The organism is Bradyrhizobium sp. USDA 4454 (assembly GCF_054822705.1).
The window spans coordinates 3,813,795-3,839,505 of sequence record NZ_JBTRCN010000001.1 but is presented as its reverse complement, the minus strand read 5'-3'; the positions used below and the strand labels follow the sequence as shown (position 1 = coordinate 3,839,505).

Annotated in this window: 21 protein-coding genes; 6 read left to right on the top strand and 15 right to left on the bottom strand. The window is 64.6% G+C overall.

All coding sequences use genetic code 11. From position 1 onward, the window contains the following. Positions 1-48 precede the first annotated feature (48 nt). The 4 genes from tsf to ACVIW0_RS17950 all read right to left on the bottom strand — a co-directional run bounded on the left by tsf (position 49) and on the right by ACVIW0_RS17950 (position 7,174). On the bottom strand, positions 49-972 hold the full coding sequence (tsf, locus tag ACVIW0_RS17965) for a translation elongation factor Ts (protein WP_461353514.1): 924 nt from the start codon (positions 970-972) through the stop codon (positions 49-51). A gap of 127 nt (positions 973-1,099) precedes the next feature. Continuing rightward, positions 1,100-2,092, bottom strand: coding sequence for a 30S ribosomal protein S2 (locus ACVIW0_RS17960; RefSeq protein WP_461353513.1), 993 nt, complete (start codon positions 2,090-2,092; stop codon positions 1,100-1,102). 225 nt (positions 2,093-2,317) lie between these two features. Then, on the bottom strand, positions 2,318-5,845 hold the full coding sequence (gene dnaE, locus ACVIW0_RS17955; RefSeq protein WP_461353512.1) for a DNA polymerase III subunit alpha: 3,528 nt from the start codon (positions 5,843-5,845) through the stop codon (positions 2,318-2,320). A gap of 594 nt (positions 5,846-6,439) precedes the next feature. After that, positions 6,440-7,174 (bottom strand): outer membrane protein, encoded by a 735-nt coding sequence (locus ACVIW0_RS17950; protein ID WP_461353511.1) that lies wholly within the window; start codon positions 7,172-7,174, stop codon positions 6,440-6,442. Positions 7,175-7,468: 294 nt separating this feature from the next. On the opposite strand from ACVIW0_RS17950, the gene ACVIW0_RS17945 reads away from it, so the two are divergent. Together ACVIW0_RS17945 and ACVIW0_RS17940 are read left to right on the top strand one after the other, a co-directional pair. After that, positions 7,469-7,762, top strand: a complete 294-nt coding sequence (locus ACVIW0_RS17945; RefSeq protein ID WP_461353510.1) for a DUF3551 domain-containing protein — start codon at positions 7,469-7,471, stop codon at positions 7,760-7,762. 25 nt (positions 7,763-7,787) lie between these two features. Then, complete coding sequence (locus tag ACVIW0_RS17940) at positions 7,788-8,069, top strand: DUF3551 domain-containing protein (protein ID WP_461353509.1); 282 nt, start codon at positions 7,788-7,790, stop codon at positions 8,067-8,069. A gap of 112 nt (positions 8,070-8,181) precedes the next feature. On the opposite strand, the gene ACVIW0_RS17935 is transcribed toward ACVIW0_RS17940, so the two are convergent. The 10 genes from ACVIW0_RS17935 to ACVIW0_RS17890 all read right to left on the bottom strand — a co-directional run bounded on the left by ACVIW0_RS17935 (position 8,182) and on the right by ACVIW0_RS17890 (position 19,256). Next, a complete protein-coding gene (locus ACVIW0_RS17935; protein WP_461353508.1) occupies positions 8,182-8,880 on the bottom strand; it encodes an ABC transporter ATP-binding protein in 699 nt (232 codons plus the stop codon). 9 nt (positions 8,881-8,889) lie between these two features. Next, positions 8,890-10,170, bottom strand: a complete 1,281-nt coding sequence (locus ACVIW0_RS17930) for a lipoprotein-releasing ABC transporter permease subunit (RefSeq protein WP_456754558.1) — start codon at positions 10,168-10,170, stop codon at positions 8,890-8,892. A gap of 71 nt (positions 10,171-10,241) precedes the next feature. Continuing rightward, positions 10,242-11,561, bottom strand: coding sequence for a proline--tRNA ligase (gene proS / locus ACVIW0_RS17925; RefSeq protein ID WP_461353507.1), 1,320 nt, complete (start codon positions 11,559-11,561; stop codon positions 10,242-10,244). 164 nt (positions 11,562-11,725) lie between these two features. Beyond that, complete coding sequence (locus ACVIW0_RS17920; RefSeq protein WP_461353506.1) at positions 11,726-13,315, bottom strand: copper resistance CopC/CopD family protein; 1,590 nt, start codon at positions 13,313-13,315, stop codon at positions 11,726-11,728. A gap of 4 nt (positions 13,316-13,319) precedes the next feature. Beyond that, a complete protein-coding gene (locus ACVIW0_RS17915; RefSeq protein WP_461353505.1) occupies positions 13,320-13,847 on the bottom strand; it encodes a YcnI family copper-binding membrane protein in 528 nt (175 codons plus the stop codon). Between the two features lie 7 nt (positions 13,848-13,854). Then, positions 13,855-14,382 (bottom strand): copper chaperone PCu(A)C, encoded by a 528-nt coding sequence (locus ACVIW0_RS17910; RefSeq protein ID WP_461353504.1) that lies wholly within the window; start codon positions 14,380-14,382, stop codon positions 13,855-13,857. Positions 14,383-14,417: 35 nt separating this feature from the next. Then, on the bottom strand, positions 14,418-14,915 hold the full coding sequence (locus ACVIW0_RS17905) for a TlpA family protein disulfide reductase (protein WP_461353503.1): 498 nt from the start codon (positions 14,913-14,915) through the stop codon (positions 14,418-14,420). After that, complete coding sequence (locus ACVIW0_RS17900; RefSeq protein ID WP_461357359.1) at positions 14,912-16,138, bottom strand: sialidase family protein; 1,227 nt, start codon at positions 16,136-16,138, stop codon at positions 14,912-14,914. The genes ACVIW0_RS17905 and ACVIW0_RS17900 overlap by 4 nt, the downstream gene beginning before the upstream one ends. A gap of 11 nt (positions 16,139-16,149) precedes the next feature. Next, the gene (locus ACVIW0_RS17895) at positions 16,150-18,552 is read right to left on the bottom strand and encodes a TonB-dependent receptor family protein (RefSeq protein ID WP_461353502.1); all 2,403 of its coding nucleotides are present in this window, start codon (positions 18,550-18,552) and stop codon (positions 16,150-16,152) included. Positions 18,553-18,635: 83 nt separating this feature from the next. Continuing rightward, complete coding sequence (locus ACVIW0_RS17890; RefSeq protein WP_461353501.1) at positions 18,636-19,256, bottom strand: DUF2946 domain-containing protein; 621 nt, start codon at positions 19,254-19,256, stop codon at positions 18,636-18,638. A gap of 209 nt (positions 19,257-19,465) precedes the next feature. Here ACVIW0_RS17890 and ACVIW0_RS17885 point away from each other — a divergent pair, with 209 nt between their 5' ends. The 4 genes from ACVIW0_RS17885 (at position 19,466) to ACVIW0_RS17870 (ending at position 23,601) form a co-directional block, all read left to right on the top strand. After that, the gene (locus ACVIW0_RS17885) at positions 19,466-19,891 is read left to right on the top strand and encodes a globin (protein ID WP_461353500.1); all 426 of its coding nucleotides are present in this window, start codon (positions 19,466-19,468) and stop codon (positions 19,889-19,891) included. A gap of 89 nt (positions 19,892-19,980) precedes the next feature. Further along, positions 19,981-21,042 carry a sugar ABC transporter substrate-binding protein gene (locus tag ACVIW0_RS17880; RefSeq protein ID WP_461353499.1) on the top strand — a complete coding sequence of 354 codons (1,062 nt, stop codon included), beginning with the start codon at positions 19,981-19,983 and terminating at the stop codon, positions 21,040-21,042. Between the two features lie 9 nt (positions 21,043-21,051). Further along, positions 21,052-22,554 carry a sugar ABC transporter ATP-binding protein gene (locus ACVIW0_RS17875; RefSeq protein ID WP_461353498.1) on the top strand — a complete coding sequence of 501 codons (1,503 nt, stop codon included), beginning with the start codon at positions 21,052-21,054 and terminating at the stop codon, positions 22,552-22,554. 12 nt (positions 22,555-22,566) lie between these two features. Continuing rightward, positions 22,567-23,601, top strand: coding sequence for an ABC transporter permease (locus ACVIW0_RS17870; RefSeq protein ID WP_461353497.1), 1,035 nt, complete (start codon positions 22,567-22,569; stop codon positions 23,599-23,601). Positions 23,602-24,389: 788 nt separating this feature from the next. On the opposite strand, the gene mtnK is transcribed toward ACVIW0_RS17870, so the two are convergent. Beyond that, positions 24,390-25,694, bottom strand: coding sequence for an S-methyl-5-thioribose kinase (gene mtnK, locus ACVIW0_RS17865; protein WP_461353496.1), 1,305 nt, complete (start codon positions 25,692-25,694; stop codon positions 24,390-24,392). Positions 25,695-25,711: the final 17 nt, after the last annotated feature.

The window sequence follows — 25,711 nt, the reverse complement described above, 5'->3', positions numbered from 1 at the left end:
CGCAGGCAGGCTTCCGGCGCAGCGCGCCGGACGCCTCGGTGTCAGCGGTTACTTCTTGCCGCTGGCGGCCGCGACTTCGGCGGCGAAGTCGCTTTCCTGCTTCTCGATTCCCTCACCGAGAGCATAGTTCACAAAGCCAGCGATTTTGATCGGCCCGCCGACCTTACCCTCAGCTTCCTTCACCGCCTGGGCAACCGACTTGCCGCTGTCGTGGATGAAGGCCTGATCGAGCAGGCAGACCTCCTTGTAGTAGGTCTTCAGGCCGGAATCGACGATCTTCTCGATGACGTTCTCCGGCTTGCCCTGCTGGCGGTACTTGTCGGCCAGCACGTCCTTCTCGCGCTTGACGGTCTGCGGATCGAGCCCGGCCGGATCGAGTGCCAGCGGCTTTGCCGCCGCCACGTGCATGGCGAGCTGGCGGCCGAGCACGGCGAGTTCGTCGGTCTTGCCGGTGGACTCCAGCGCCACGATCACGCCGATCTTGCCGGCGCCCTCGACGACCGCGTTATGGACGTAGCTCGACACCACGCCCTGGCCTACCTCGAGCGAGGCGGCGCGGCGCAGCGTCATGTTCTCGCCGATAGTGGCGATCGCATCCGAGATCGCGGTCTCGACGGTGGCGTCGCCGACCTTGGACGCCTTGATGGTCTCGACATCGGCACCATGCTTCAGCGCGACCTGGGCGATCATCTTGACCAGGCCCTGGAACTGCTCGTTGCGCGCGACGAAGTCGGTCTCGGAATTGACCTCGACCAGCACACCCTTGGTACCAGCGGTCAGCGCGCCGATCAGGCCCTCGGCCGCGACGCGGCCGGCCTTCTTGGCGGCCTTGGACAGGCCCTTCTTGCGCAGCCAATCCTGCGCAGCGGTCATGTCGCCGTTGTTCTCGGTCAAGGCCGCCTTGCAATCCATCATGCCCGCGCCGGTCGACTCGCGGAGATCCTTGACCATCGCTGCTGTGATCGTTGCCATCGTTCAATGTCCTTCTTGCCTGTACAGAAACCGCGGCGCCCGATGACGCCGCTGTCTGCAACAGGGAAATCGTTGTTCGTGGAAGCAAAGCGGCGGCCGGGCAGACCCCGGCCACGCCGCGTAACTTTTATTCCGCTTCGGCGAGCGTCTTGGCCTGGGCGACCCAGGCGTCGGCACGGCTCGGCAGACCGACTTCTTCGCCGATCTTGTGCGCGGTGTCGTGGTCGAGCTCGGCGAGCTGCCAGTAGTGGAAGATGCCGAGGTCGTTGAGCTTCTTCTCGATCGCACCGGACACGCCGGTGAGCTTCTTGAGGTTGTCGGCGGTGCCGCGCGGACCGGCGAGGCCCTGGAAGCCGGACGGCGCAGGCGCCGGGAGGTCTTCCTGCACGGGCGCAGCCGACGCGCCGATATCGATTCCGGACTCGCCCTGGGCGCGGGAGATGCCGTCGATGGCGGCGCGCGCCACGAGGTCGCAATAGAGCGAGATCGCGCGGCCGGCGTCGTCATTGCCCGGCACCACATAGGTGATGCCCTTCGGGTCCGAATTGGTGTCGACGATCGCGGCGACCGGGATATTAAGCCGCTGGGCTTCCTGGATCGCGATGTCTTCCTTGTTGGTGTCGATCACGAAGATCATGTCGGGAAGACCGCCCATGTCCTTGATGCCGCCGAGCGAGCGGTCGAGCTTGTCGCGCTCGCGCTGCAGCGTCAGCCGCTCCTTCTTGGTGTAGGAGTTGGCTTCGCCCGACGACAACACGTCGTCGAGATGACGCAGGCGCTTGATCGAGGCCGAGATCGTCTTCCAGTTGGTCAGCGTGCCGCCGAGCCAGCGCGAATTGACGAAGTACTGCGCGGAGCGCTTGGCCGCATCGGCAACGCCGTCCTGCGCCGAGCGCTTGGTGCCGACGAACAGGATGCGGCCGCCCTTGGCGACGGTATCGCTGACCGCCTGCAGGGCACGGTGCAGCATCGGCACGGTCTGCGCGAGGTCGATGATGTGAATGTTGTTGCGGGCGCCGAAGATGTAATCCTGCATCTTCGGATTCCAGCGGTGGGCCTGGTGGCCAAAGTGAACGCCAGCTTCCAGCAGCTGACGCATGTTGAATTCGGGCAGCGACATAGATCTAATTCTCCGGTTGGTTCCTCCGGAAACGTGTGAGCAAACGCGCCTGAATGGCCCGGTTGCCACCGGACGGCCTTTGAGAGCCATGTTTCCGTGTGAGATGGCGCGCTATATAGCGCGATTTGCGCAGGAAGCAAGGAAATACGGCCAGTTACACCGGCCGGATCGGCCCAAATCGTGCCGAAACGGCCCTGTTTGCCGTCCCGGCGGCCCCTTTTCCCGTTACAGCGTCTGGACGTCGACCACGCCCGCGACCGCCTTGAGCGCGCCGGCGATCTGCGGCGAAACCTTGTAGCGACCGGGCAGTTTCATCTCCACCTCGGTTTCGAGGTCGAGCATCATCACCAGCGAGACGTCGCCGTCGGCGGCACCTGCCGGTGGCGCCGCCGCCGGTGCGGGCTTGGCTACCTGTGGCTTTGCCGTGCCGCCCGGCGCGGGTGCAGCGTCCGGCATGTTGAGCCGGCGGGCGATCGAATCCAGCGGCCTGGTGTCACGGACGAAGATGCGCAGGCCCTTCTGCGTCTTGGCCGCGGCATGATCCAGCGGTTCGGCGTGCAACACCCTCGCCCGCACGTCCTCGCCCTGCAGCTCGGCGCCGAGCTGCAGCAGCACGGCCGCGCCCGGCTCCAGCACGTCGCGGTACTGCGCGAGCCCTTCCGAGAACAGCACTGCCTCGAAATGGCCGGTCGGGTCCGACAGGCCCATGATGCCCATCTTGTTGCCGGTCTTGGTGCGCCGCTCCATGCGCGACACCACCGTTGCCGCCACCTTGCCCGCGGTGGCGCCGGTCTTCACCGCGCGCGAGAACTCCGCCCAGGATTGCACCCGCAGCCGCTTCAGCGCGGTGGCGTAATCGTCGAGCGGATGGCCCGACAGGAAGAAGCCGATCGCATCATATTCGCGCCGCAGCCGGTCCGCCGGCAGCCACGGCTCGACCTGCGGCAGGATGATGCTCGGGGCATCCGGCGCGCTGCCGAACATGTCGTTCTGGCCCGACGTCGCCGCCTCGTGGCTGCGCTGGCAGGCGGCAAGGATCGCGTCCGCGCCGGCGAACACGCGCGCGCGGTTCGGATCGAGCGTGTCGAACGCGCCTGCCGCGGCGAGGCTCTCGATGATCCGCTTGTTGACCGCGCGCGGGCTGACCCGCGCGGCGAAATCGGCCAGCGAGGTGAAGGCGCCACCCCTGTTGCGCTCGGCGATGATCTGCTCCACGGCCTGGATGCCGACGCCCTTCAGCGCGGCGAGCGCGTAGTAGATCGTGTTGTCGCTGACCTCGAAGGTCGCGCCGGAGCGATTGATGTTGGGCGCCTCGACCTTGATGCCGAGCCGCTGCGCCTCGGACCGGAATTCGGACAGCTTGTCGGTGTTGTTGAGTTCGAGCGTCATCGACGCCGCGAGGAACTCGACCGGATAATGCGCCTTCATGTAGGCGGTGTGGTACGACACCAGCGCATAGGCCGCCGCGTGGCTCTTGTTGAAGCCGTAGTCGGCGAATTTGGCGAGCAGCTCGAAGATCGTCTCGGCCTGGCCCTTGCCCACGCCGTTCTTCATTGCGCCGGCAACGAAGATGTCGCGCTGCTTGTCCATTTCGGCGCGGATCTTCTTGCCCATGGCGCGGCGCAGCAGGTCGGCCTGGCCGAGCGAATAGCCGGCCATCTGCTGGGCGATCTGCATCACCTGTTCCTGATAGATGATGACGCCGAAGGTCTCCTTCAGGATCGGCTCCAGGATCGGATGCAGATATTCCGGCTCCTCGTCGCCGTGCTTGCGCGCGCAATAGGTCGGGATGTTCGCCATTGGCCCCGGGCGATACAGCGCCACCAGCGCGATGATGTCCTCGAAGCGGTCCGGCCGCATGTCGATCAGCGCGCGCCGCATGCCCTGGCTTTCCACCTGGAACACGCCGACCACATCGCCCCGCGCCAGCATCTGATAACTCGCCGCATCGTCGATCGGCAGCGTCGCGAGGTCGACATGGACGTCGCGCTGCTTGAGCAGCTTCACCGCGACGTCGAGCACGGTCAGCGTCTTGAGGCCGAGGAAGTCGAATTTCACGAGCCCGGCCGGCTCGACCCATTTCATGTTGAACTGGGTGACCGGCATGTCCGATTTCGGATCGCGGTACATCGGCACCAGCTCGCTCAACGGCCGGTCGCCGATCACGATGCCGGCGGCGTGGGTCGAGGCGTGGCGCGTCAGGCCTTCGAGGCGCTGCGCGATGTCGAACGCACGCGCCACCACCGGATCCTCGTCGCGGAACGCCTGCAGCTTCGGCTCGCCCTCGATCGCCTGGGCCAGCGTCACGGGGGCCGCAGGATTCTGCGGCACCAGCTTGGTCAGCTTGTCGACCTGCCCGTACGGCATCTGCAGCACGCGGCCGACGTCGCGCAGCACGCCGCGCGCCTGCAGCGTACCGAAGGTGATGATCTGCGCCACCTGGTCGCGGCCGTAGCGCTCCTGCACATACTGGATCACCTCGCCGCGGCGGTCCTGGCAGAAGTCGATGTCGAAGTCCGGCATCGAGACGCGTTCGGGATTGAGGAAGCGCTCGAACAGCAGCGCGAAGCGCATCGGATCGAGGTCGGTGATGGTCAGCACCCAGGCGACCAGCGAGCCGGCGCCGGAGCCGCGGCCCGGTCCGACCGGAATGCCCTGCGCCTTGGCCCATTTGATGAAGTCCGACACGATCAGGAAGTAGCCCGCGTATTTCATGCGGGTGATGACGTCGAGCTCGAAGGCGAGCCGCTTGCGGTAGTCCTCCTCCGTCATGCCCGGCGACAGGCCGTGCACCCGCAGGCGGTTGGCAAGCCCCTCCTCGGCCTGGCGCTTCAGCTCGGCGGCCTCGTCGGCGGCGGCGTCGGCGCTCGCCGCACCACCGACCGTGAAGAACGGCAGGATCGGCTTGCGGGTCTTCGGCCGGAACGAACAGCGTTCGGCGATCTCCACCGTCGAGGCCAGCGCCTCCGGGATATCGGCGAACAGCACCGCCATTTCCGCGCGGGTCTTGAAGCGGTGGTCGGGCGTCAACTGCTCGCGGTTGGTCTCGGCGATCAGATGGCCGCCGGCGATGCACAGCAGCGCATCATGCGATTCGTAGTCGTCGGCGCTGGCAAAATACGGTTCGTTGGTCGCGACCAGCGGCAGGCCCTTCGCATAGGCAAGATCGATCAGCCCGCCCTCGGTGCGGCGCTCCTTGTCGGTGCCGTGGCGCTGCAATTCGATGTAGAGACGGTCGCCGAACAGGCTGGCGAGGCGTTCGCAGCGGGTGGCCGCCAGCGCCGCCTGCTCGGCGCGCAGCGCCAGCGCGATCGGCCCGTCGGGCCCGCCGGTCAGCGCGATCAGATCCTCGGCGTTGTCCGTGAGCCAGTCGAACTTGATGTGCGGGGTCTGGTTGACCGGGGTCTCCAGGAACGCGCGCGAGTTCAGCCGCATCAGGTTCTGGTAGCCGCGCTCGCGCGCCGCCAGCAGCACGATTCGCGCAGGCCCGCTCGTCGCCAGGATGCTCCGCGTGGTCGGGTCGACGTCGCCGAAATCGACCGCCAGCTCGCAGCCGACGATCGGCTGGATGCCGTAGCCGGCCATCTTGTCGGAGAATTCCAGCGCCCCGAACATGTTGTCGGTGTCGGTGAGCGCCAGCGCCGGCTGGCGATCGGCCTTCGCAAGCTCGCCAAGCTTGGCGATCTTGATCGAGCCCTTCAGCAGCGAATAGGCGGAATGAACGTGAAGATGGACGAATCCGGCATTCGGCATGGCTGCTTACGGGATCTCTTGAGGCAAGGCTTGAGACAAGGATGGTGCGAGTGCCTGGGCCGGAACGCGACAGCAACAGGCCCGACTCGCATCCCCATCGTGGGGCCTCGACCCTGCCAAGTCCACGCCGAACCGGGCGTGGCGGCAGGTCCTCCCGTTTTTCCCCAGGGTGGTACCGATCCCCCTGTCCCGCGGGCACAATTTCAGAACTGGGTGATCAGCTGGGCCCAAACCGCGATCATCCCCACGAACAGCGTGATCGATGCCAGCGCCGCAGCTTCCTGCACGAAAATCTTCAACATGGCCGCTCTCCCTGAACTGGAACGTATGCAGAACATTGTTCCTTTTTTGTTCTAGGAGTCAAGCAAGGGGTGCCGGGTCAGTTTGAAAACTGACCTCGAAAGACTTCCCTTGGTTAATCATGGCGGGAGCTGGCAGCGAGGCCCGCCCGCAAGCTGCGAGGTTGTCCCACGCGGTCCTCGGCCGGTGGAGATGCCGCAGGCCCAGCGCAATCCGTCCAGCCAACAAAAAACCCCGGGCCGAAGCCCGGGGTTTTCGTCGTCGCTTGGATCAAGCGAGCGATCAGTATTTGGCTCAGTACTTGGCGATGATCGGACCACCGAACTTGTAGTTCAGGCGGCCGAGGACCATGTCGGTGTCGCCACCGGTGTGGAAGCCAGCCACGGCAGCACCGGCCGGGGTGACGAAGGTCGCGCCGTGGGTGTCTTCGAAGATGTGGTTGTATTCGACACCCAGCGACCAGCCCTGAGCGAAGGCGAACTCGAGACCAACGCCGACCGTCGGGCTCCAACGGGTGTCGTAGCCGGTCTGGGACGCCAGCGCACCGCCGGGAGCCAGGAACTGATAGTTGCGATCGGTGACCGCAGCACCGCCCTTGGCGTAGAGCAGGACGTTGTTCCAGGCGTAGCCGATCTGGCCGGTGAACAGGCCGAACGCGTCGGTCTTCGAACGGACGACGCCGCCCGCGACGAAGTTGTTCGCGGTGCTGCCGGTCAGGTCAGCCCAGTTGCCCTGAGCTTCGAGGCCGAACACCCAGCCGCCGGCCTGCCAGCGGTAGCCGATCTGACCACCGACGGTGCCGCCGTTGGCGTCGTAGCTGCCGGCCTGGCCGAAACCGTCGACCGAACGGTTGTCGTGGCTCTGGGCCCAACCACCGTTGATACCGATGTAGAAGCCGGTCCAATCATAAACAGTGGCGACGATCGGCGGCGGAGCCTTCGTGTAAGGGCGAGCCGCGAGGTCAGCCGCGGAAGCAGCGGTCGCGCTGAGCGCGATCAGGCTGGCGGTGACAAGCAAAATCTTCTTCATTTTTCCCGTTCCAACTTTTCTACAGGCCCCCAAGGCCGCGAGACACCCTCATAGCAGCCCGGAACGGAATTGCTGTAACTTCGGTGCAACAGACAGGCCCAAACGACTTCGCTCAAATTTGAAGTTAATACTGTATTACAAGGCATTTACTGGAACTTTTGCCACACGGCTGCCGCATAATTTTCACAATTCAAATCTGCGCGGGCAACGGCGCGCAAGATCGTGTTGACCGGAACCAGGTTGTCCGATTTGGATCATCGTCGAGATCGAATCTTCGCAGCAATAGGAATGCACATGCGGACGATGATATTTGCTGCTGCGGCATCTGTGGTCGCGCTCGCTACGCTCAACACCGCTCCGTCACATGCCGTCGGCGTGCGCTACCCGTTCTGCATTCAGGGCGACCGTTATCCCGGTCTGAGCAACTGCTCGTATCCGTCCTATCAAGCGTGCCTCGCGACGGCCAGCGGCATCGGCCAGACCTGCGTCGCCAATCCCTACTATGCCGGCGACAACGACCCGCGCTCGTATCTTCATACGCCCGCGCGGGAGCGCGGCGACAGCTTCTTCGATCTGTTCATCCACTGACAGTCCGAGCTTCGGGCAACCGCTGATGCGCAACTTGATTCTGGGACTTGTTCTTGGACTCGCGGCCCTTGGCATCGTCGCGACCGCGCCGGCCAACGCGCAGAAATACGATTCCACCTCCCCGGTCTGCAAACGCAACTATCGATGGGGCGGTGAGGACACCGACTGCGGCTACACCTCGCTGGCGCAGTGCCAGGCTTCAGCGTCCGGGCTGGGGGCGATGTGCATCGACAACCCCTACTATATGGGCCCGCCGATCGGCCCTCGGACGAGGGCATCCGGCAGACGGTCCCGCCCGGCCTATTGAGGATTCCGAAGCGCTTTCCGCGTCGCTTGAAGCAGGACAAAAAGGCCCCGGATTCCACACCTTAGCGCGCGTTCTTCACGCGGGGCGTCACCCGCTTCGCGCGACAATGCCGCTAGTCGAGCTCGACGATCTGTCCGTTGGACAGGGACACCCGCCGATCCATCCGAGCGGCGAGCTCCATGTTGTGGGTCGCGATCAGCATCGCGACGCGGGTCGCCCTCACCAGTTGCATCAGTGCATTGAAGACATGATCGGCCGTGCCCGGATCGAGGTTGCCGGTCGGCTCGTCGGCAAACAGCACCCGCGGCGCGTTGGCCACCGCGCGTGCGATCGCCACGCGTTGCTGCTCGCCGCCCGAAAGCTCGGCCGGACGATGGGTGATGCGGTCGCCAAGTCCGAGATAGGCAAGGATCTCGGTCGCGCGTTTAACGGTCTCGGAGCGTTTGAGGCCGCGAATCATCTGCGGCAGCATGACGTTTTCGAGCGCCGAGAACTCCGGCAACAGCCGGTGCGATTGATAGACGAAACCGATATCGGAACGGCGGATCTGCGTACGATCAACATCGGACATCTGCGAGGTCGGCGTACCCGCGACATAGACCTCGCCGTCATCGGGGGTCTCCAGCAGACCCGCGATGTGCAGCAGCGTCGACTTGCCCGACCCCGACGGCGCCACCAGCGCCACCGATTGGCCGGGCCACAGCGCCAGCTTGGCGCCGTTCAGGATCGTCAGCGTCGCTTCACCCTGCTGGTATTCCCGCTTGATGTCATGAAGATAGATGACCGGCGTGTCTTCCGCCCCCTCCGCCATGTGCGCTCCTTATTCGTACCGGAGCGCATCGACCGGATCGAGGCGCGCGGCGCGCCACGACGGGTAGAGCGTCGCCAGGAAGGACAGCGTCAGCGCCATGATCACGACGGCGAGCGTCTCACCGAAATCGACCTCGGCTGGCAGCTTCGACAGGAAATACAGCTCAGGCGAGAACAGCTCAGTGTTGGTCAGCCATGACAGGAATTGCCGGATCGATTCGATGTTCAGGCAGATCAACATGCCGACCGCAAAGCCGGTCAGCGTTCCCACCACGCCGATAGAGGCGCCGGTGATCAGGAAGATCCGCATGATCGAGCCCTGCGAGGCGCCCATGGTGCGCAGGATCGCGATGTCCTGTCCCTTGTCCTTCACCAGCATGATCAGCCCGGAGACGATGTTGAGCGCCGCGACCAGCACGATCATGGTCAGGATAAGGAACATCACGTTGCGCTCGACCTGCAGCGCGTTGAAGAAGGTCGAATTGCGCTGCCGCCAGTCGACCAGGAACACCGGCCGCCCGGCCGCCTCCGTCACCAGCTTGCGGTAGGTGTCGATCTTGTCCGGATTGGTGGTGAACACCTCGATCGAGGACACGTCGTTGTTGCGGTTGAAATAGGCCTGCGCCTCGGCCAGCGGCATGAACACGAAGGTCGAATCGTATTCCGACATGCCGATCTCGAACACCGCGGTGATCTTATAAGGCTTGATGCGCGGCGTGGTGCCCATCGGCGTCACCGCGCCCTTCGGCGACACCAGCGTGATCATGTCACCGGCGTGCAGCGAGAGCTGGTCGGCGAGCCGGCGGCCGATCGCGACCCCCTGCCCCTCGTCAAAACCCTCGAGCGTGCCTTGCTTGATGTTCTTGGCAATCGAGGTGAGGTTGTTGAGGTCGTCGGCGCGGATGCCGCGGATGAACACGCCGGCGGCGTTGAACGGCGATGAGCCGAGCCCCTGGCCGTCGACAACAGGCGCGGCGAGGCGAATGCCCTGCACCTGGCTGATGCGGTCAGCGACATCCTTCCAGTCGGTCAGCGGCGATTCCAGCGGCTGCACCAGAAGATGTCCGTTGAGGCCGAGGATCTTGTCGAGCAGTTCCTTGCGGAAGCCGTTCATGACCGCCATCACCACGATCAGCGTGGCAACGCCGAGCATGATGCCGAGGAACGAAAACCCGGCGATGACCGAAATGAAGCCTTCCTTGCGGCGTGCGCGCAGATAACGTCCGGACAGCAGCCATTCGAATGGCGCAAAAGGCGGGGTACGGACTGGCTCGTTCATGGTCTCATCCATCTGTCGATAATCCCATGATTCGGGCCAAATGTGGCCGGATTACCCCGCCGACAGCGCAGCGTGAATAAACTTTAACCCGCGAGCTTCGCGACCACGTCGGCCGGGCTCATGGTGTCGCGAGAGCCGTCGCTGCGGCGCTTCACCTCGACCTTGCCGTCCGCAAGCCCCTTCGGTCCGACCAGAATCTGCCAGGGGATGCCGATCAGATCGGCGGCAGCGAACTTGGCGCCGGCACGCTGATCGGTGTCGTCGTAGAGCACGTCGACGCCCTTCGCCGAGAGCTCGCGATAGAGCTGCTCGCAGGCGCCGTCGACCGCGGCATCGCCCTGCTTGAGGTTGAGGATCGCGGCGCGGAACGGCGCCACCGCCTCGGGCCACTTGATGCCGGCGTCATCGTGGCAGGCCTCGATGATCGCGCCGACCAGGCGCGACACGCCGACACCGTAGGAGCCGCCATGGATCGGCACGTCGAGGCCGTCGGGCCCCGCCACCATCGCCTTCATGGTGTCGGAATATTTGGTGCCGAAATAGAAGATCTGGCCGACCTCGATGCCGCGGGTGTTGAGCCGCTTTGCTTCGGGCACTTCCCGTTCGAAGCGCGCCGCCTCGTGAACGTCCTCGGTCGCAGCATAGACCGAGGTCCACTGCTTGATGATCGGCGTGAGATCGCCGTCATAATCGACGTCCTCGCCCGGCACCGGCAGGTCCAGCACATCGCGGTTGATGAACACGCCGGACTCGCCGGTGTCGGCGAGCACGATGAATTCGTGGCTGAGGTCGCCGCCGATCGGGCCGGTCTCGGCCCGCATCGGGATCGCCTTCAGGCCCATTCGCGCGAAGGTGCGCAGGTAAGCCACGAACATCTTGTTGTAGGAGCGTCGCGCGCCGGCCTCGTCGAGGTCGAACGTATAGGCATCCTTCATCAGGAATTCGCGGCCGCGCATCACGCCGAAGCGCGGACGTTGCTCGTCGCGGAACTTCCACTGGATGTGGTAGAGGTTCAGCGGCAGGTTCTTGTAGGACTTGATGTAGGAGCGGAATATCTCCGTGATCATTTCCTCGTTGGTCGGCCCGTACAACAGCTCGCGCTTGTGACGGTCGACGATGCGCAGCATCTCAGGGCCATAGGCGTCGTAGCGGCCGCTTTCGCGCCAGAGATCGGCGAGTTGCAGCGTCGGCATCAACAGCTCGAGCGCGCCGGCGCGGTCCTGCTCCTCGCGCACGATCTGCTCGATCTTCTTCAGCACCCGGAAGCCGAGCGGCAGCCAGGCGTAGATGCCGGCGGCCTCCTGCCGGATCATGCCCGCGCGCAGCATCAGCCGGTGCGAGACGATCTCCGCCTCTTTCGGGTTTTCTTTCAGGATGGGCAGGAAAAACCGCGACAATCGCATGGCGTTACTCGGGAATCAGGAAAGCGAGGGAAGAGCTGCAGTGAAACCGGATCGGATGTGAAAACACAAGGCCGCCCAATAAGAAAAACCCTTCAAATCAGGCTATTTTCGGCCATTTGAATGAATTGCGTCGCGCCCAGCCGCCGGGCTTGCTGACTGCGGCATTACCTGACCTCGAAATCGTCTTCCAGTGTCACTTTCTTGAAATCGTTCACCAGGGCATCGATCTGCATGTGCCAGCGGCCCGGGACCGTCAACGGCACCTTGCGCACGTGCCAATAGCCGTCGGGACCGCGCGTGGCGGCGCGTTCCATCGGTTCGATGCCGCGCGCGGGCAGGCTCAACGTCAGCGTCGTCTCCTTGGCGGCGAACGGGCTGGCGTCGCCGTTCATCAGCTGCAGCACAAAGTCATTCTGCCCGACCTTGCCCGGCCCGATCAGCACCTGGAACATCGCGGCATCGGTGTGGATGTGGACTGCGAGCGGAACGTCGGCCGACATCGCCAGCACGCGCGGCGGCGGTGTGAAGCGCCACACCGCGACGAGACCGAGGATGGCGATCATCAGCACGAATTCGACCGCGATCGAACGCTGCAGCGGCCGTGTCCGGTGAAATTCGCGCCCGATCGCCGGTATGAACACCAACCGGTTCAGCGCGGCGAACCCGAGCAGCAGCGCGACAAGCACAAGTTTCGCGACCAGGAGGTTGCCGTATGCGGTGTCGATCAGCGCGCCAAAACTCTCGAGCTGGACGATCGCGAGCGCCAGGCCCGACAAGGCGATCAACGCGACGACCGGCACCGCGAGCATCGAAAAGCGCCGGAGCACCCGCAGCAGCGTATCCTTGCGCTGCCAGGCGAGCACGGCCAGCGGCGCCAGCGCACCCATCCAGAACGCCAGGCCGACGCCATGGATGAACAGCGCCGTCCGGGTCAGCCATTGCGGAGAGGCGGTCGCGGCATGGCCGCTGATTGCGAACGACAGCCCGACGCAGATCATCGCGACCGCGGTTCGGATAAAGGCCGCGCGGAACGACGGGCTGCGCCAGGCGATCGCCGAAATCAGCATCGCGGCAATCGCCAGCAGCAGCGCTGGAAACAGGCTGGTGCCGGCGGCGCTGGCCCATGCCGCCCAGGTCAGGAGTCCCGAGAGCGGCAGGTTCAACAGGTCGACGCCCTGCAGGCCGAGTGAAGCGACCGCGCCGGCAAGGCCGATCTTCAGCGCCGACATGATCAGCCGCTCGCCGGCCGGGCCCTGCCCAATCCAGGCGGCAAAGAACACACCACCAACGCCGGCGAACAGCCCGAAATAGAGCGCGAGCCGCGCCAGCCAGATCAGCGCGTGGAGCACGCCATCGCCTGATGGCGCCGCCGAGCCGGTGACGACACCGATCGAGAACAGCAGCGAGCCCGCGACCGGATGGCCATCCTGCGACACCACGCGATAGCTGACCACCTGCGTGCCCTGAGGCAGACCGGCCGGTAGCGTCACCATCACCGATTGATCGGCGGCGCGGAACGCGACATCGCGCGGCTTGCCCGCAGCATCGAGGAAGCTGACCGCGGTCGGCGCCACCGCTTCATTGAAACGGAGCACAACCGTCTTCGGTGCTTCCGTCACCACGCTGCCGTCCGCCGGCTCGGCCCCGATCAGGACGGCATGCGCGTGGGCTGAGGTTGCAAGGCATAGCACCAAAAACAACGCCGAGAGCAGCGCAGCAAGACTTGCCTTCACAAGGCTTGCGACCCGCCGCATGGCTTTACGACTTCGGTAGCAGCTTGACTGCGGGCGCCGGTGTCTTGCTGCCGTGCTCGTGCCCACCGCCTTGCCCTTCGGCCGGGATATCGATCCAACGGCTGACGCCCTGCTCGCATTCCTGCACGACGGGGAAATACAGCGTGGTGTTGGGCTTCAACGCGTCGGTGAGAAACGTCTGCATCACGAACTCGTCGTAGTTCTGGTCGGAGAGCTTACCACCGCTCCAGGCCACTTCCGTGACGCCCTCGGAGAGCTTGGCGCCATGATAGTCATATTGCGCGGCATATTTGCCGGTAAGCGTATCGAGACTCCAGCCGGGCTTCGGCATCGGCTTGACCCCGATCACGCCTTCCGGAATCTGCACGCGGATCTTGACCGTCGCCGATCCCGCGCAGCCATGCGGCACCGCGAACACCGCCTTGTAGTACGAACCGACCGTCGCCTGCTTTCCTTCGAGCGTGATATGCGCGACCGCAGGCGACGCTGCAAGCAGCGCCGCCATTGCCATGAGAAGCGTGTGTGACCGCATGATTGCCTCACATCTTCTTCATGTCCATGTGACCGGAATGGTCGCCGTGGCCGGAATGATCGCCGCCGCCCGGCGCCTGCGCGCCGATCGCCTGTACATCGAGCGAGACCGAGACCTTGCCGGCCTTCTCGAACTCGAGTGTGACCGGCACCTTGTCGCCCTGCTTCAGCGGGTTCTTCAGATCGAACATCATCAGATGATAGCCGCCGGGCGCGAACTTGACGGTCTTACCCGGCTCGATGGTCAGACCCTTGTCGAGCGCGCGCATCTTCATCACGCCATTGTTCATCGACATCTCGTGGACTTCGACCTTGCCGGCGACGTCGGCCGAGCCCGACACCAGCCGGTCAGCCGTCGTCCCCTTGTTCTCGATCGTGAGATAGCCGCCGCCGATCTTGGCACCGTTCGGCGTTGCGCGCGTCCACGCCTGGGTGATCACGAGGTCGCCGGCCTTGACGTCCTCGGCGCGCGCGGACGTCGACACGAGTGCGGCGATCAGCGCGGTGAGAGCGAGGATGCGGGAGAGCGTGTTCATGGCGACGGATTTCCTTTCAGGTTGAGGTCGTCGTGTTATCGGCTTGCTGCGGTCTGAGCTTCAGACCATGTGTTGAGATCGGCCATTTCGGCCGAGCCTTCGATCGTCGTGATCGTTCCGTCCCGCGCGATCAGCATGGTTCGCGGGATGTCGCCTTGCCAGGCCGGATCGATCTCGAATCTCAACCGTTCGGCAAAGCCGTCGTCGAAAATCCAGTTCTCGGCCGATCCGAGCCCGGCCTTATCCAGCATCGATCGCGTCGCCTCCGGCAGGTCCGGCACCAGATCCGCGCTGATCGTGACGACGTCGATACCCGGGTGATCCTTCATGAACCGGCCGAGCTGCGGCAGCTCGACCTTGCAGGGGCCACAGGTCACACCCCAGAAATGCACCAGGGTCGGATGACCGGCATGGACATGCAGCAGCTTTTGCCAGCTGCCGCGTTCGAACGGCTTCGGCGCGCCCTCGCCTGCCGCCCGTGCGGACGGCAGCGTTGCGAGCAGCACAAGAGCCGCGAGCAAATGACGCGTCATGGTTCGCCCTCGATCGCTTGAAAATGGTAGCCGTCGGCCTTCGTCATCCACGACAAATAGGTCTGCCGGCCGTCCGAGACGAGCAGCGGATGGTCGGAGCTGTCGGCCGTGCCGGCGATCACGGCTGGTTTCGACCAAGTCGCTCCATCGTCGCGCGACGTCATCAGATTGATCGACGTCGTCTGCCCGTCGAATTCCTTCCAGGCCATGACGAGCCCCTGCGGCCCCGCGATGACCTGCGGCCGGGACGGGCTACGGTTCGGCTGACCGACCAGAATCGGATCTGAGAAGGTTTGACCGCCGTCACGCGACCGCGCGTAGAACAGTCCCTTGCGCACCTTGCCGTTGGTGTACCAGGTTACGTGATAAGTGCCGGCGGCCGAAATGGTCAGGCTCGGACCATGGTGCGGACAGGCCGCGATCTGCCAATCGTCGCGGCTCACCCGATGCAGCGCGCCCGGCGTTGCGAGATCGGTGAACGTCACGATCGCATGGTCGCGCACGCCGCCTTCGAAGATGTTCCGGAACACCACCACCGGATGGCCTGCGCCATCGAACGCCAGCGCGAGACGGCAGCATTCGCAGGTATTGTCCGCCGCAAGCTGCGCATCGGAATAAGTCGCGCCACCGTCCTTCGACGACGCAAAGAACAATCCGGCGCCGTCATATTTCTCGCCGCGCTGCTGCGCCGGGACACGGTTGCGCTTGTCGAGCCATACCGCAAACACGGCGCCGGCGCGATCGAAGCCGATCGCCTCGAACCGCTGGCTCTCATTGTTTGACGTGATCGGCTTGGGCGGGTCAAAGCTGCGCCCGCCATCGGTCGACCGCGTGGTCAGCACCTGGCCGTTGAAGGCCTGGTCGCGAAAGATCGAAAACGCCACGGCGATGTCGCCCTTGGCATCGATCGCAAGCTTCGGCCGCGCGTCCGGTCCCCAGTCCAGGTTGAGACGGTCACGGGTGACCTGCACCGGGGTGGAAAAGCTCTTGCCCTGGTCCTTCGAGCTTGCGACGGAGATCTGGCCACCGGCCATCCACGTCAGCCACAACGTGCCATCCGGCCCAAAGGCCGGACTGACCTTGGTCGCACAGCGCAGGCTGGTGTCTTCGCAGGCCGCCTCGGAGGCGTGCTGATGGCTCATCTGCGCGAGGGCAAGGCTCGGCAATACTGCAAGCATGACCGTCGCCAGCACCGTCAGAGCCGCAGGTTTGCGATGCGTCATCGATGCGCTGTTCATTTGAACGCAATCCTCATGCCCGCCACGAAGGCGCGCGGCGACCCGGCATAGATCGAGTTGGTCGAGTTCGCCAGTACGCTCGCGGGATTTTGAATGCCCGCCGCCGTCACCGAATTCGCGATGTTGTTCGCCGAAGCCACATAGGTACGGTCAAACACGTTCCGCACCTCAAGATACAGATTCAGCGACTTGAAATAGTCGGAGATCAGATCCGTCGCGTAGTGAACGTTGAGATTGACCAGCTCGTAACCCGGCGCCCGCAGCAGATTGGCGTTGTCCATGTAGAAGCTGTCCTTCCACTGGACTTCGACGAACCCGCCGAGGCCCTGCAACGGGCCTGACAATTGGTCGTAGCCCAGCCGGGTCGTCAGCTCATTCGGCGAAATGCCGGGAATCTTGTTGCCGGCGCGATTGAAGCTGAACACCGCACCGTTGGTGAGGTTCTCGACGTATTCCGTGTAGACCTCGTCGAGATAGGTATAGGCCGCCGAGAACCGCCAGCCCGGCAGGAATTTCCAGTCGGCGGCGAGTTCGATGCCGCGATGCTCCGAGCGCGGCGCGTTGAACGTGTAGGAAATGCCGGAGATCGGCGTCGCCTGCGAAACCAGCTCGTCCTTGAAGAACTCGTAGAACCCGGTGACGCTCACCTTGAGCGCATTGTTCGGCGTCCAATCGGCGCCGAGGTCGTAGCCAAGATTCTTCTGCGTCCGCAGCGCGGTGTTGTTGCCCGATAAGCCATTCGGCAACACGAACAAATTGCTGACCTGCGGCGTGCCATATCCCGTTGCCACCCGTCCGCGGAATTGCCAATCGCTGTTCACCCGGTAGAGCAACGCGAGCTCAGGCGCGGTATTCTGGAATTGTCGGTCCGCGGTCGTGATGGCCGTGGTCGTCGCCCCGGCTGCTCCGGTGTATGTATAAGCGGTGTTTCGGCCGGTGAGATTGGTGGTTTCCCAGCCGATGCCGGCGATGGCCGTCAACGCAGGCGTGAGCTTCAACTCCTCGCGCGCGCGCAGGCCGTAATTCGTCGTCGTGCTGAACAGATTGCTGGACAGGCTGCCGAGCGTCGCATTGCCGCCCGGCATCACGTTGCGGGTGTCGCTCGAAGCCGTCAGCGTGTTGTAGAAGCCGCCGAAATAGGTCGTCGAATCCAGTCCGAAGATCTCGCCACGCCTGACCACGTCGCTCATGTAGTTGTAGGACGGGAAGTCGCCGATCGCGCTGGTCGATCCCGTCGGCTGGCTGATATTGCGGTCGTCGAACACGAACTGGTTGCGCCAGGTGGTCTGGTTGTCGAAATCGTGCTCCCAGCGGCCGCCGACGATGGTGCGGCGGTCGTCGCGCCCAAGGCCCGCCTGGACGGCGGTTTCCTTGTCGGTCCCCGCCGCGGAGTTGAAGCCGTTGTTGAACAGGGTCACGGTTCCGCATCCCGGCGCGGCGGTGGCCCCGGTCGCACAGCCCTGCTGGAACGGGTTTTGAGTGAACTGATTGAGCGACGAGCGGATCGGCAGGCGTGCCGTCAGGTCGTTGTTGATCAGCTTCACCGTGAAACGATCGTCCGGCGTGACCTGCACCGTGCCGAGGAAATTGACGGTCTGGGTATTGAACCAGCTGTTGCCGATATAGCCGTCGCCGCGGACATCGCTCGCGAACAGCGAGGCCTCGAAATTGCCGACCTTCTTGCCGGCGGCCAGATAATTGTTGAGATAGCCGAAGCTGCCGCCGTCGACGCCGTATTCCACGCCGTCAATCGTGCCACCCGGCCGGGTCCGGAAGTTCAACGCACCGCCGGTGGCGTAATTGCCGTACAGCGCCGATGATGGCCCCCGGACCACGTCGATCGCTCCATAGGCATGCGGATCGATCAGGTCGCTGCGTGACAGGCCGTCCGGCTGGGTCACCGGGAAGCCGTCGTCGAAGATGACGAGGTTGCGGATGGCAAAGCCGTTCCGGGCATTCGATCCCCGGATCGAGATGCCGAAATCGCGCGGGCCGTTGCCCTGCTTGATCGAGACGCCCGGACTGTCGCGCAGCACGTCGGCGACCGAGAATGACGGCCGGTTGTCGAACTGGCTGCGGTCGATGGTGGTCTGGGTCTGGCCGGCCGGCGCCCGGTTCAAGCCGTCGCGGGTCGCGGCAAGCGTCTCTGCTGGTCGCGCACCGCCAGCCGGGGCCGCGGTCACGGCCGGTGCTGGTGCCAGCTTCGGGGCACGCCGGACCGATGCCGCCCGCGCCCGCGGCTTCGGCCCCGCCGGCTTGGCGCGGGCTGCCCGCGGCGATGGGGCGTCGACGGTGACGGAGGGCAGCGTCGTCTGCGCCTCCGCCTCGAAGGTGAACGTGGAAAGGGCCGCGCCCAGCACGAGCGCACCTGCCCCGCCGCGCGGTTGAAACCGAAACATGGATGAATCCTGACACCGGCTCTTCGGCCGGCTTGTTCAAGGGCACTCGCCGGCGCGGACGCGCACCGGCAGCGGGAACGTGGTCAGGAGAACAGCGGTGGCGCGCGCGCTTGCGCGGTAAGGCCCGCCCGCGAGCGATCGAGCTCGCTGGCGAAATCGAGCCAGGCGATTCGGCTCGGCACGCGTTCGATGGCCTGGGTCGCAACTTGCGGATGATCAACCGGCGCACCGGTCTGCAGCACGCTGCAAGCGGAGCAACAGCCGTCATGGGCGTCGTGCCCGGTCTGGTCGCCTTGGGCGGCTCCAGAACCGGCATCGCCGTGGCAGATGGCGGCGGCCGCCAGTGGATCGGACAGCGCAAGGCTCGCCGCCCAGCAGGCCCCGATCGGTGCAAAAATCTGCACCAGCAGGGCAACCAGGACGATGGGCAGAAAATTCTTCAGCCGCCGGCGCATCGCAAAATCCATCCGCAACGAACCTAACCACCACGGCCGTCGGAAGTCGAGATCGCGGGCAGCGTCCGTTTCTTCCGGCTGACGGAAATCTTCGAGCGTGGCAGTTGCGTCACGACTGCTCCACATGCGGGCGTACCCCCTTACCCGGCCACGTGTTTCCCGGTCGTTTTCGCAACCGGCGGTGGCGCCATCCCAATCATTTCGCAAATTGCTCGAAATTTGAACAATCGTTGCCGAAAATGGTGACAAGCCTGGAAAGATGGTCTACCAATTCGGGCGCAGGCCAGCCGCGAGGTGTGTCCTGGTGGTCCAAGTCTCGGGAGGAGCCCGACGCGCACAAGCAGCGTCACCCCATCAATCAAGATCAAATCGAATTCTTGGGGCAAATAGGGTCGACACAATTTTTGGAGCAGGGCTTGGCGCCCTGCTCTTTTTTTATGTGATGATCGCATCGTGCAATGACCTCATCATCGAATCCAATCGAACGTAGTTTCGAACTGGCAGCGGCACTCTGCGGTGATCTGACGCCGCGCGTGTACCAGCGATTGTTTCGCGAACATCCCGAGGCGCAGGCGATGTTTCGCAGCGAAGGCAGCGGGCCGGTGAAAGGCTCGATGCTGGCTTTGACGATCGAAGCCATCCTCGATTTCGCCGGTGAGCGCCGCGGGCATTTTCGCCTGATCGAATCGGAAGTATTCTCCCACGATGCATACGGAACGCCGCGTGAATTGTTCGTGGCGTTCTTCAACGTGATCGCGGACTGCTTGCGCGACATTCTCGGCGAGCAATGGTCCCAGGAGATCGATGCTGCGTGGCACAAGCTGCTTCGCGACATCGAGATCATCGTCCTACAACAGAAACATCTCGTGGAAGACAGGGCGTAGCGCCGCCGTTCTGATTGTGACACACTCCCTTTATCCGCGGCGCGTGCAACTGACGCCGACGGAGAGAAAAAATTAAGAGGGAGCAAACAATGCCAGGAATCGACAAGGAAGCCGACAAAGGCATCGACAAGGGGATGGACAAGGCGTCGACGACGCGGCGCGACCTTCTGCAGATGGCGGCGGCAGGTGGCGCTGCAGCCGGCTTGCTCGGCGGAATGGGCATGACGACGTCCGCGCTCGCGGCCGAGATGGGACGTTCGGAGAAACCGCTGAAGGCCGCATTCTCCAATGCCGGACTGCAGGCAACGTGGTGCGCGCAGGGCAAGCAGGCCGCCGAGTTCTGGGGCAAGCTGTTCAACGTCGAGGTCACCTGGTTCGACGGCCAGCTCGATGCCGTCAAGCAGCGCGCCGCGATCGACAACATGGCCTCGCAGAAATGGGACTTCGTTGCGATCCAGGCATTCGGCATCGGCACGCTGACCCAGCCGGTGCAGAAGATGATCGACGCCGGCATCCCTGTCATCGACATGGACACGCTGATTGCCCCGCTCGACCAGATCAACGTCCACTCGTTCCTGGCGCCCGACAACGAGTTCATGGGCGCCTCCGTGACGCAGGCGCTGTGCAACGCGATCGGCGGCAAGGGCAAGGTCATCATGACCCAGGGTGCGCTCGGCCACACCGGCGCACAGGGCCGCGCCAAGGGCTTCAACTCTGTCGTGAAGCAGTTCCCGAACATCGAGGTGCTGGACACCCAGCCCGCCGACTGGGACGTCTCCAAGACCGCTCGGCTCTGGGAAACCTATCTGACCAAATACTCGCAGATCGACGCGGCGTTCTTCCACAATGACGACATGGCGCTCGCCGCCTACAACATCATGAAGGCGCGCAACCGCACCAACATCCTGATCGGTGGCGTCGACGCCATGCCACCGGCGATCCAGGCAGTCAGCGAAGGCCGCATGTTCGCGACCGTCCGCAATCCGTCCTGCCGCATCCATGGCGGCGCGATCGTCGCGGGCGTCGCCGCCGTGGTCGGCGGCGAGAAAACCGGCCAGGGCATCCCGAAGAACGTCGTCACCGACGGTCCCGTCGTGACCAAGGCCAACGCCGCCGGCATGCAATGGATGGAGGATCACTTCCTGATCTGAGCGGGCCTCATGTCGCAGGGACGCTCCCCGATCCTCGAGTTGCACCAGATCACGAAGGCGTTCGGCGGTGTCGAAGCGCTTCGTGGGGTCGACTTTGCGCTGCACGCCGGCGAGATCCATGGTCTCGTCGGCGAGAACGGCGCCGGCAAAAGCACGCTGATGAAGATCATCGCCGGCGTGCATCCGGAGTTCTCCGGCCGCTTCATGCTCGACGGCAAGGAAACCCGCTTCCGCTCCACCCGCGACGCCCATGCCGCCGGCATCGGCATGGTGCATCAGGAGCTCAGCGTCGCGCCCGACCTCACCGTCGCCGAGAACGTCTTCCTCGGCAACCAGCCGACCAACCGGCTCGGCCTCGTGCAGTGGCGGCGGATGGCGCGCGAGGCCGGCGAGCAGCTCGCCCGCTTCGGCATCGACGTCGATCCGACGACGCGGCTCGGCGATTTGCCGATCGGCTTGCAGCAGCTGATCGAGATCGCGCGCGTGCTGTTCTCCGGTGCCCGCATCATCATCCTGGACGAGCCGACCTCCGCGCTCTCGCCGCCCGAGGTCGAACGCCTGTTCGCGACGCTGCACAAGCTTCGTGACCAAGGCACCAGCATCGTCTTCATCTCGCATTTCATCGAGGACATCCTGCGCGTCTCCGACGTGGTGACCGTGTTCCGCAACGGCCGCAAGATCGCTGAGACCGCCTCCGCCGACACCACCAAGGGCGCGCTGATCGAGGCCATGATCGGCCGCGGCGGTGAGGTGCTGGAGCACAGCTACACCGACGACCTCATGCTCCCGCAATCCGGCGGCGGCGCGGCCGTCCTGAAAGTGGACCAGCTTACGCTCGGCCGCACCCTTCAGGACGTCTCGTTCGAGGCGCGCGCGGGCGAGGTGCTCGGCATCTACGGCTTCATGGGCTGCGGCCAATTGGAGCTGTCGCGCATCCTGTTCGGCAAGCTGCGGCCCGACCGCGGAACGCTCGCGGTCGACGGCGCCGCAAAAACCTTCCGCAGCACGGCAGCCGCCCGGCGGGCCGGCGTTGCGCTGGTGCCGGAGAGCCGCCGTGCCATGCTGTTCCACCAGGAGCCGGTCTACAAGAACATCTCGATCAGCATCCTGGAACGGATTTCGGCGCTGCTGCTCAAGCCGATGCGCGAGCGTGCCATCGCCCAGCGTCAGGTCGAGCAGTTGCAGATCAGGCCGCCGGTGGTCGGCCTCGATCTCGGCATGCTCTCCGGCGGCAACCAGCAGAAGGTGGCGCTGGCGAAATGGCTGACCTACCCGCCGCGCCTGCTGGTGCTGTGCGAGCCTACCCGCGGCATGGATGTCGGCGCCAAGAACGACGTGATCAACATCGTGCGCGACCTCCGCGCCAAGGGACTGGCGATCATCGTGCTGTCGACCGAGCCGGAAACGGTGCTGTCGCTGGCCGACCGGATCCTGGTGCTGAAGCGCGGCGCGGTGGTGCGCGAATTTGCAGGCGAGGCAGTCAGCAAGGATCGGCTGCTCGAGGCGGCCTGATGGAGTGGAACAATGGCAAGCAGTGACAGTGCGACGGCGCGAGCGGACCACCAACGGCCGCGCGGACTGGCGCCGTTTCTGCGCTCGCAGATGCGCAACATCGCGCCGTTCCTGACGCTGATCTTCCTCAGCGTCTTCTTCGCGATCGCGAGCCCGTCGTTTGCGACCATCGACAATGTCGGCAACATCCTGACCCAGGTGTCGGTCACCGGCATCATCGCGGTCGGCCTCACCTTCGTGATCCTGTGCGCCGAGATCGACCTGTCGATCGCCAGCATCGCCAACGTGACAGGCATTGCGGTGGCGTATTTCACGTTGCAGGAATCCTACGTCAATATCGCCAACGTGCCGATGCCGGGCGTTGTCGCGATCCTGCTGGCGCTGGCGCTGTGCGCGCTGCTCGGCCTCGTCAACGCGCTGGGACTGACCATGATCGGCATCCCCTCCTTCATCATGACGCTCGCCATGATGCAGATCGCGGCCGGCGTCTCGGCGCTTTTGGTGCGCGGCCAGATCGCCTACAAGGTGCCGGACCTGATCACGACGCTCGGCTCGGGCTCGATCGGCGGCATCCCCTGGATCGTGATCGTCGCAGCGGTGATGCTGCTCGGCGGACACCTCGTGCTGACCTACACGCGTTTCGGCCGCTACGTCTACATGGTCGGCGGCAACCGCGAGGCCGCCGAATTTGCCGGCCTCAATGTCAAGCTCATTCTCGGCGCCGTGATGGTGATCTCGGCGGTCTGCTCGGGGATCGGCGGCATGCTCGGCGTCGCCCATTTCGGCAGCGCACAGCAGAACGAATTCGACACGTATCTCTTGGATTCGATCGCGGCCGTGGTGGTGGGCGGCACCAGCCTGTTCGGCGGCCGCGGCGGCATCGGCAACACCATCGTCGGCCTGTTCGTGCTCGGCGTGCTCAACAACGGCCTCGACCACGTCAATATCGACAGCTTCCTGAAGATCCTGATCCGTGGCCTGATCCTGCTCGCGGCCCTGATTATCAATGTGTATGCGCAACGGCTGCGGGAGCAGGCTGCGGATTAGCGCGGAGCCGAGCACAAAGCTCTCTCCTCTCGTCGTCCCGGCGAAGGCCGGGACCCATACGCCGCAGCGGGTGTTGTCGGACAGACTCGTCGTTCCGCCATTGCGCAATTATTTGCAGCGGTGGTTATGGGTCCCGGCCTTCGTCGGGACGACGCTGAGTATTTGTTGCCACTTGTGAGTCAAACATCCGCGTTCTCGCGACATGATCTGTCCGAGCTTTGCTGTTCGTTCCGCCCTCTCCGTTGGTGAGGGCGCAGGGAAAGCCGGGTGCCGATCGCACCCATGGGCCCCGAGCAAAAGGGTAGAAAGCTCGGGGGTAGGACCACAGGTGTAACCGGAGCAATCCGGCTTTCCCTGCGCGATGGGTTACGGCTTATACGTGCTCTCCCCGGCGAGACTGGGCTTTGTTGTCACCGTCTTCGCAACGCGCACCCGCGCAATCGGAAAAGACACCTACCACTAGGGCGTCAGGCCTGCACGACTTCGCCGTCCGCCTTGCGTGCTCTCGTCAGGCCACGCGCAGCGTCCACCGCATCTCGACCCGCGTTCGTGACGACCGCGAAGCGCCCCTCGTGTCGGGTGAGACGGGCGGGATTGAACATCTGATTTGCCCGACGACGGAAGGGTTAATTTGCCCGTCGGGGTGATTTGTCGCAGGCGTTCCCCTGACGTCATTCCGGGGCGTGCGAAGCACGAACCCGGAATCCATCGAGCCACGAGCTGCGTGGAAGAATGGATTCCGGGTTCTCGCTGCGCGAGCCCCGGAATGACGAGAGGCGACGGTGCAACTACCTGGCGAAATCCGGCTGCCAGTGGCGCAGTTCGCGCGCGGCGTAGGTGATGGTGCCTATCGTCGTGAACGACGCCGACTCCAGCATCATGTTGCGCGCGAGCTTCAGCGCCCGCGCCTCGCAGATCGCGCGCTGCTTCTCGTCGGCAATCCACTCGAAATCGATGTTGTGCGCGAGGCCGAGGATGCGCCGGATGGTCTTGGCCGCGGCAAAGCCGACCGTGTCCCGGAACAGCCGCGCCATGTAGACCTGCCGTTCCGCCTCCAGCCGCGCAGCGCCCGCCTCGCCTGCGAACAGCGACACCGGATAGCCGTCGCCCTTCGCATCATCGCGCCAGAGCGCGAGAAACTTGCGCGAGAACTCGGTCCAGACGCCCTCGATGGTTTCCAGGAGCCAGGCCTCGAATGCGGCGCGCTCGCCCGGCGTCCGCTCATGGCCGGCGGAGGCCAGATAGGCCATCAGCAGATTGCCAATGACGGCGCCGATGTCAAAACCCATCGGGCCGTAGAAGGCGAACTCGGGATCGATCACCCTGGTCTCGGCTTCGGTGACCATGATCGAGCCGGTGTGCAGGTCGCCGTGCAGCAGCGCCTCCGGGCTCGCCATGAACTTCAGCTTCAGCCGGCTAATCGCGACATGCAGGTCGAGATCCTCGCGGAACGCCGCCGCCGTCGCGTCGAGATAGGGCGCGGTCCAGCGGTTCTGCCCGGCGATGCGATAGGGATCGGTGAAGATCAGATCCTCGGTGATCTTGCAGAGCGCGTGGTTGCCGGCGAAATCTGCGATCCCCTGCTTCTTCTCCGCGGCCGACAGCGCGAGATCGGACGTGAAGAACAGCGTCTGCGCCAGGAAGGTCGAGATGTCCTCGACGAAGCGCGGGTAGCGCGTGGCCCCGATCAGGCCCTTGCGCATGATGATGTGCGGCTCGAGCAGCTCCATCGCGGTGAGCGCGAGCGGCCCGTCATGGTGCAGCACCGCCGGCACGAGTTTTGGCGCCAGCCGCGCCTGATGCACCAGCGCCAGATGCTCGTAGTGTGCGCGCGACAGCGGCAGCGGCCAGCTCTCGCCGACCAGCCGCACATAGGGCAGCGCCTGCTTGACCGCGATGCCGCCGCCTGGTCCCTTGACGATGAAGACGAGGTTGAGGTTGCCGTCGCCGACCTCGCTGATCGACCAGTCGGCAGGGGCGCCGCCGAGATGGGTGGCGATGGCGGGAAGCCTCGCGAGATAGTCGCGCAGATCGGCCTCCCGCAGGATCCGATATGCGCTCTGCCCGGAGGCCGGTTGCGCCTGCAGGTTCATCGTGGTCGCCTCCTCCG

Bases quoted from the DNA above. Each gene is read 5' to 3' on its own strand.
- ACVIW0_RS17875 (WP_461353498.1), top strand. From the start codon at position 21,052: ATGTCGCAGGGACGCTCCCCGATCCTCGAGTTGCACCAGATCACGAAG.
- ACVIW0_RS17900 (WP_461357359.1), bottom strand. From the start codon at position 16,138: ATGACGCATCGCAAACCTGCGGCTCTGACGGTGCTGGCGACGGTCATG.
- proS (WP_461353507.1), bottom strand. From the start codon at position 11,561: ATGCGATTGTCGCGGTTTTTCCTGCCCATCCTGAAAGAAAACCCGAAA.
- ACVIW0_RS17930 (WP_456754558.1), bottom strand. From the start codon at position 10,170: ATGGATGAGACCATGAACGAGCCAGTCCGTACCCCGCCTTTTGCGCCA.
- dnaE (WP_461353512.1), bottom strand. From the start codon at position 5,845: ATGCCGAATGCCGGATTCGTCCATCTTCACGTTCATTCCGCCTATTCG.
- ACVIW0_RS17920 (WP_461353506.1), bottom strand. From the start codon at position 13,315: ATGCGGCGGGTCGCAAGCCTTGTGAAGGCAAGTCTTGCTGCGCTGCTC.
- ACVIW0_RS17905 (WP_461353503.1), bottom strand. From the start codon at position 14,915: ATGACGCGTCATTTGCTCGCGGCTCTTGTGCTGCTCGCAACGCTGCCG.
- ACVIW0_RS17940 (WP_461353509.1), top strand. From the start codon at position 7,788: ATGCGCAACTTGATTCTGGGACTTGTTCTTGGACTCGCGGCCCTTGGC.
- ACVIW0_RS17915 (WP_461353505.1), bottom strand. From the start codon at position 13,847: ATGCGGTCACACACGCTTCTCATGGCAATGGCGGCGCTGCTTGCAGCG.
- ACVIW0_RS17885 (WP_461353500.1), top strand. From the start codon at position 19,466: ATGACCTCATCATCGAATCCAATCGAACGTAGTTTCGAACTGGCAGCG.
- ACVIW0_RS17910 (WP_461353504.1), bottom strand. From the start codon at position 14,382: ATGAACACGCTCTCCCGCATCCTCGCTCTCACCGCGCTGATCGCCGCA.
- ACVIW0_RS17880 (WP_461353499.1), top strand. From the start codon at position 19,981: ATGCCAGGAATCGACAAGGAAGCCGACAAAGGCATCGACAAGGGGATG.
- mtnK (WP_461353496.1), bottom strand. From the start codon at position 25,694: ATGAACCTGCAGGCGCAACCGGCCTCCGGGCAGAGCGCATATCGGATC.
- ACVIW0_RS17950 (WP_461353511.1), bottom strand. From the start codon at position 7,174: ATGAAGAAGATTTTGCTTGTCACCGCCAGCCTGATCGCGCTCAGCGCG.
- ACVIW0_RS17945 (WP_461353510.1), top strand. From the start codon at position 7,469: ATGCGGACGATGATATTTGCTGCTGCGGCATCTGTGGTCGCGCTCGCT.
- ACVIW0_RS17895 (WP_461353502.1), bottom strand. From the start codon at position 18,552: ATGTTTCGGTTTCAACCGCGCGGCGGGGCAGGTGCGCTCGTGCTGGGC.
- tsf (WP_461353514.1), bottom strand. From the start codon at position 972: ATGGCAACGATCACAGCAGCGATGGTCAAGGATCTCCGCGAGTCGACC.
- ACVIW0_RS17960 (WP_461353513.1), bottom strand. From the start codon at position 2,092: ATGTCGCTGCCCGAATTCAACATGCGTCAGCTGCTGGAAGCTGGCGTT.
- ACVIW0_RS17935 (WP_461353508.1), bottom strand. From the start codon at position 8,880: ATGGCGGAGGGGGCGGAAGACACGCCGGTCATCTATCTTCATGACATC.
- ACVIW0_RS17870 (WP_461353497.1), top strand. From the start codon at position 22,567: ATGGCAAGCAGTGACAGTGCGACGGCGCGAGCGGACCACCAACGGCCG.